General features: G+C 42.0%; 6 protein-coding genes, 1 pseudogene and 1 other annotated feature. All 7 genes and pseudogenes read left to right on the forward strand.

What is annotated here, in order from left to right; genetic code table 11:
* The first annotated feature begins 100 nt into the window (after positions 1-100).
* The gene (locus tag AC29Z1_RS13090; RefSeq protein WP_488271898.1) at positions 101-301 is read left to right on the forward strand and encodes a hypothetical protein; all 201 of its coding nucleotides are present in this window, start codon (positions 101-103) and stop codon (positions 299-301) included.
* Positions 302-428: 127 nt separating this feature from the next.
* Positions 429-1,136 carry a hypothetical protein gene (locus AC29Z1_RS13095; protein WP_488271899.1) on the forward strand — a complete coding sequence of 236 codons (708 nt, stop codon included), beginning with the start codon at positions 429-431 and terminating at the stop codon, positions 1,134-1,136.
* A 386-nt stretch (positions 1,137-1,522) separates the two neighbouring features.
* Positions 1,523-1,747: a FeoA family protein gene (locus AC29Z1_RS13100; RefSeq protein ID WP_488271900.1), complete on the forward strand. Its 225-nt coding sequence runs from the start codon at positions 1,523-1,525 to the stop codon at positions 1,745-1,747.
* Between the two features lie 93 nt (positions 1,748-1,840).
* Positions 1,841-1,990, forward strand: a pseudogene (locus tag AC29Z1_RS13105) (FeoA family protein); the annotation flags it as partial.
* Complete coding sequence (feoB, locus tag AC29Z1_RS13110) at positions 1,987-3,165, forward strand: ferrous iron transport protein B (RefSeq protein ID WP_488271901.1); 1,179 nt, start codon at positions 1,987-1,989, stop codon at positions 3,163-3,165. The pseudogene AC29Z1_RS13105 and the gene feoB, both read left to right, overlap by 4 nt.
* The gene (locus AC29Z1_RS13115; protein WP_488271902.1) at positions 3,114-3,560 is read left to right on the forward strand and encodes a nucleoside recognition domain-containing protein; all 447 of its coding nucleotides are present in this window, start codon (positions 3,114-3,116) and stop codon (positions 3,558-3,560) included. The genes feoB and AC29Z1_RS13115 overlap by 52 nt, the downstream gene beginning before the upstream one ends.
* Positions 3,561-3,896: 336 nt before the next feature.
* Positions 3,897-4,165: a binding site (T-box leader), on the forward strand.
* A 39-nt stretch (positions 4,166-4,204) separates the two neighbouring features.
* The coding region (gene ilvA / locus AC29Z1_RS13120) for a threonine ammonia-lyase (RefSeq protein WP_488271903.1) at positions 4,205-5,184 on the forward strand (980 nt) is incomplete at its 3' end.

Below are 5,184 nucleotides of genomic sequence, written 5' to 3' on the forward strand. Positions count from 1 at the left end.
CTTTTGATTAAAGACAGCGCCTGCCCTCCATCTCCTTGCAGTAGCGAATTATGTAACATAATCTGTGTTGACAGAATAAAATGAATTAGGAGGTGAGCAGGTGGACGAAAATGTATTGAAAGAAATAAAAGAGACCATCAAGGCGGAAATAAAAGAAGAACTTAAAGAAGAATGTAAAGAAAATATCAAAGCGGAATTTATAAAAATAAAAGAAGAGATTAAAAAAGATCTCGTAAATGTTGGTACCAAAATTGACGATAAGATCGAGGAAGCGGCTGCTAAATATCAAGTTCCGAAATAGGTGGTCTGGCTTTCTGGTGCTGTAATTATAGGATTTGTTGTTAAGCTTATAGTATAGGCGTAGGCGACATAGTCGGTCGCCTATACATATACCTTCTCCGATAATAAGATAAGGAGTGATGATTGGGGTGAGTATAGAATCCGAAAAGCTTAATATAAGAGGCCAAAGATTTATGGGTAACTGGTGGCAAAAGTATATTCCATTAATCATCGCATTCTTTCTTGGTAGTAGCTTAGGTGCTTGGGCTATGCACTCCTGGTATATTTCTGATCTTAAGGAGCTGCTAGCAAGCACGAAAGAGCGTCTAAATTATACCGAACAACTTTTATATAAGGAAATACAAAAACCTCCCATCATTCAGACTGAGACCAAAACGATAACAGAATTAGCCTATGTTCCCAAAGAAACTATCATCTATAAAGATGCTACAACTGGCGAGGTAACTTCTGTACCGGAAAAGACTGATATTGCCATGCAAGTCAAACCTCCAACCATTTATATGAAGTATAATGATCAAAGTTATGAACTTCAAGGTATTACAAGTGAAACTGGCAAGTTTGAGAAAGGGAAGCTCACTGGCGAAATCAGCACCGCTGCGATAATGGATGTAACAGATCTTATTAATAAAGAAGTGGCTCTACAGCGAGAGATCGATAAGCAAATAGTAGCAGCCAAGTTAAGTGAAATTGCTGCGAGAAAATACCGACCTCAAGTGGATTTGGTTGGTGGTGCAGGTATATATGGTGGCGGGGTGCGTATTAACCGGGTTGGTGTTGATTATTTAAAAACATCTGATGACGAAAAGGTTCTGTTGCGATATACAATATGGAAGTAGCTTTTACCCTCACTTACCTATTTGCTACCAAGTAGAAGGAGATATAACTCGGACGACTGCAAAAATATTGGTAACCAATAGAAGGACTTTCTGCTTTTTTCAGCAGAAAGTCTTTTTGTATTTCAAGGCTTTATATTAGGCTTTCCGAATATTGCCGTATCCGGTCCCAAGCCGACAAAGATGTCCAGAGCAAAAAAACACTTGACACTCATACCAGTATTTGCAATAATATAAAAAACTTAATGAAACTGATTATCATTTGTAATCTGAGGCTGTCAAGGTTAGCATAAACAATTAGGGGCTAAAGAGGGGATTATAGGATAAAATTTTTTTGCACATATATTGAGAATGATTATTGATATCATAATTTTGTAGGAGGAAATAGTATGGTTAAATTATTAAGCCAGTTACAACCAGGCGAAAAGGGGACCGTGGCCAAAATTCGTGGGAATGGGCCGATTCAGCGTCGAGTTGTTGATATGGGACTAGTAATTGGCTCAAAAATAGAAGTGCAGAAATTTGCGCCACTCGGTATCCAATGGAAATCAAGGTTAAGGGTTTTAACCTTTCTTTGCGCAAAGACGAAGCCGAGAAAATTGAAGTTAACGTAAACTAATTAAGAGGGTGGTTAGGATGCAGAGTGCCAAACAAGGGCAATTGATGTTAGTAACGGCCATAGGTGGGCCTAAAAGGTACGGGCACGTCTTACTGATTTAGGGTTCACACCAGGTACACCTGTCTGTGTTCTCAGTCGCAGTCGTGATTCTATTATTGTCAAAGTTCGTGGCAGTCGTATTATGTTACATAATTTATTGGCCACTAATATTACAGTAAAGCTATCTGTCAGGAAGTGATCCTATACCGCCGGGAAGGACTCTTAACAACTTCAGACAAGATTGATCGTATTCTTACTAACCGGGTACTAGGGCTGCCAATATTTTTAGGACTTATGTGGCTGTTATTTAATATGGTATTTACTTTTGGGGCCTATCCACAGGAGTGGATTGAAGCCAGTGTAGAAGCCCTAGGGAAATATGTAGGTCTTCACATGCCTGACGGTGATTTCAAATCCTTAGTTGTTGATGGAATCATCGGTGGCGTTGGCGGAGTTATTGTCTTTTTACCTAATATCCTTTTATTGTTCCTAGGAATTGCTTTTCTGGAAGATAGCGGCTATATGGCGAGAGCCGCGTTTATTATGGATAGGATCATGCGAGCTGTAGGCCTTCATGGCAAGTCCTTTATTCCATTATTATTAGGATTTGGTTGCAGTGTGCCAGCCATTATGGGAACACGCACCTTGGAGAATCCGCGTGACCGTCTGGTGACAATTCTAGTAACGCCACTCATGAGTTGCAGCGCTAGGCTGCCTGTATATACGCTGCTGATTGCCGCATTCTTTAGTGAAGCTATGGCTGGTACGGTTTTGTTTTCCATATATGTGATAGGAATTGTATTAGCCATCGTTATGGCCCGGATTTTTCGTACCGTATTATTTAAAGGTGAAACTGAACCATTTGTTATGGAATTACCACCTTATCGAGTTCCAACTGTTCAATCCATTGTATTGCAGATGTGGGAACGCAGTGTGCTTTATTTGAAAAAGGCCGGTACGATTATTCTTGCGGTTTCGATTATAATTTGGTTTATGGTTAGCTATCCGGGTGAGGTTGAATACAGTAAAGATTATCAAGAATTGATTGCTCAGGCTGAAGCTGTTTTTAGTCAACAAGTGGAAGAACAAATTGTAAAACCGCTACAAATTGGAAGTGTAGATGAGCATGATGAGCTACAGGCGCTGATTGCTAGTATGACAGCCATTCATGAAGAATTTGAGGCAGCAGCAGAAGACCTTGAAGGAGATGGTGAAAAATTAGCTGTACTAACAGCGGATAAGGAAGCTAAGCTCAAGCAATTGGAAGAAACTAATGCTGAGTTGTTCCGATGGGTGCGCTGTATTTTGAATTTAAAGACGCAATGGATGACGAAATTGGAGCCATGGAAAAGGAAAAAGCCAGTGAAAAATTAGCACAAAGCTATGCTGGACGAATGGGCAATTTTATTGAACCGGTTATTCAACCGCTTGGTTTTGACTGGCGGGCAGGTATTGGTTTAGTTGCGGCTTTCTCGGCTAAAGAGGTTTTGGTCAGCACCATGGGAACTATTTATAGTATCGGTGAAGCTGATGAAAGCTCGGTAGGTTTACAAGAGGCATTGGCTAATGATGAGAGCTTTACGCCGCTGACGGCCTTTACATTAATGGTATTTGTATTAATTTATGCGCCTTGCTTGGCCACAATCGCTGTTATTAGACGGGAAACTAACTCTTGGAAATGGCCGCTCTTTAGCATGGTATATTCTACTGCCTTAGCATGGGTTGTAGCACTGGTGGTCTATCAGGTTGGGACATTCCTAGGTTACTAAGAGAGGAGTTACTCAAATGGAAAACTTGATTTTGTTTGTGGTCGGCTTATTGGCAGCCGGGTAATTGCCAGAATGATTTGGAAGGGACTCCGGGGTGAATCTCAGTGCCATTGCGAGGGTGGCTGCGGTTCAGGGTGCCATAAGAACAATAAGGGAAACATGTAACTAAAAGGACAGAACACAGGTGGTGAAGGATCTCCGTCTGTGTTCTGTAGTATCATGGCAGATAATCGTAACTGCTTAGCAAATTGACTAGTCATCAAATGATATATTTCTTTTGTTTATTTCAGCTTGACAACTTATGTGATATTGTATACAATATGTTACAATATAGTGCTAAAGACGATGAACAGAAGAGTAGGCATAACAAAGGTATTTCAGCGAGCTGGGGTTGGTGTGAGCCAGTAATATCTGCTATGACCGAAAATCATCTGTGAGTTGCAGGCTGAACGTCAGTAAGCCACGCCGGGTCTCCGTTAGGAGAAAACAGTGCCCGTTATCGCGCTGGGGTATCGAGCTATTGCTCCGTACTTAATGAGAGATTGCAGCTAGTTAATAGGTTGCAATAATTAGGGTGGTATCGCGGATTAACCTCCGTCCCTTAACCAGGGGCGGAGGTTTTTGATTTAGATAGGAGGTAGTTTATGGATAACAATAATCTTGATTTACAAGTAATAAAAGAGGCCAGGCAGCGAATTACCCCCTTTGTTCACCAAACACCACTGCAGCCTTTTCGGACATTGAGTGAAATAGCTAATTGTCAGGTGTATTTAAAGCTGGAGAATATGCAAAAAACTGGATCATTCAAGATCAGAGGAGCTGTTAATAAGATATTTAGCTTAACTCCAGAAGAAATGAAATTAGGTGTAATATCGGCTTCGGCCGGGAATCATGCCCAAGGGGTGGCTTGGGCGGCTAACGTCTGTGGTGTACCAGCCACTATTGTTATGCCGGAAAAGGCTCCGCAGGCCAAGGTTCGGGCAACAGCGTCCTATGGTGCCAAGGTGGTGCTATATGGCCAGAATTATGATGAAGCCTATCAACACGCTTGTCGTTTGCAGCTAGCAGAAAAACAGACTTTTATTCACGCTTTTGACGATCCAGCCATTATCGCTGGTCAAGGTACCATTGCTCTGGAAATTCTGTCACAGATGTTTGATGTTGACGCGATCATTGCTCCTGTTGGTGGGGGCGGTTTAATTTCAGGGTTAGCTGTTGCCGTAAAACAACATAACCCTAAAATTAAGGTCATTGGCGTACAGGCGGCAGGTGCACCTTCTATGGTGAAATCGCTGTCTTGCGGCAGAGCTTATTGCTTGTCAGCAGTCAATACAATCGCTGATGGCATTGCTGTGAGGCAGCCAGGGGATGTTACCTTTTATTATACGCAGAAGTATGTAGATGAACTGGTTCTGGTCGATGAAGAAGAGCTAACAGCAGGAATATTGTTTATGCTGGAACGCGGTAAAATCATAACCGAAGGAGCCGGGGTAGCTGGCGTTGCTGCTCTGCTGGCCGGTAAAATCAACTTGCCAGCAAAAAAAGTAGCCGTGGTGGTCAGTGGCGGCAATATTGATCCGCTGCTGTTGTCAGGGTTAATTGAGGGTAGATATAAGCAGGTAGC

Source organism: Sporomusa sp. (genome assembly GCF_057736855.1).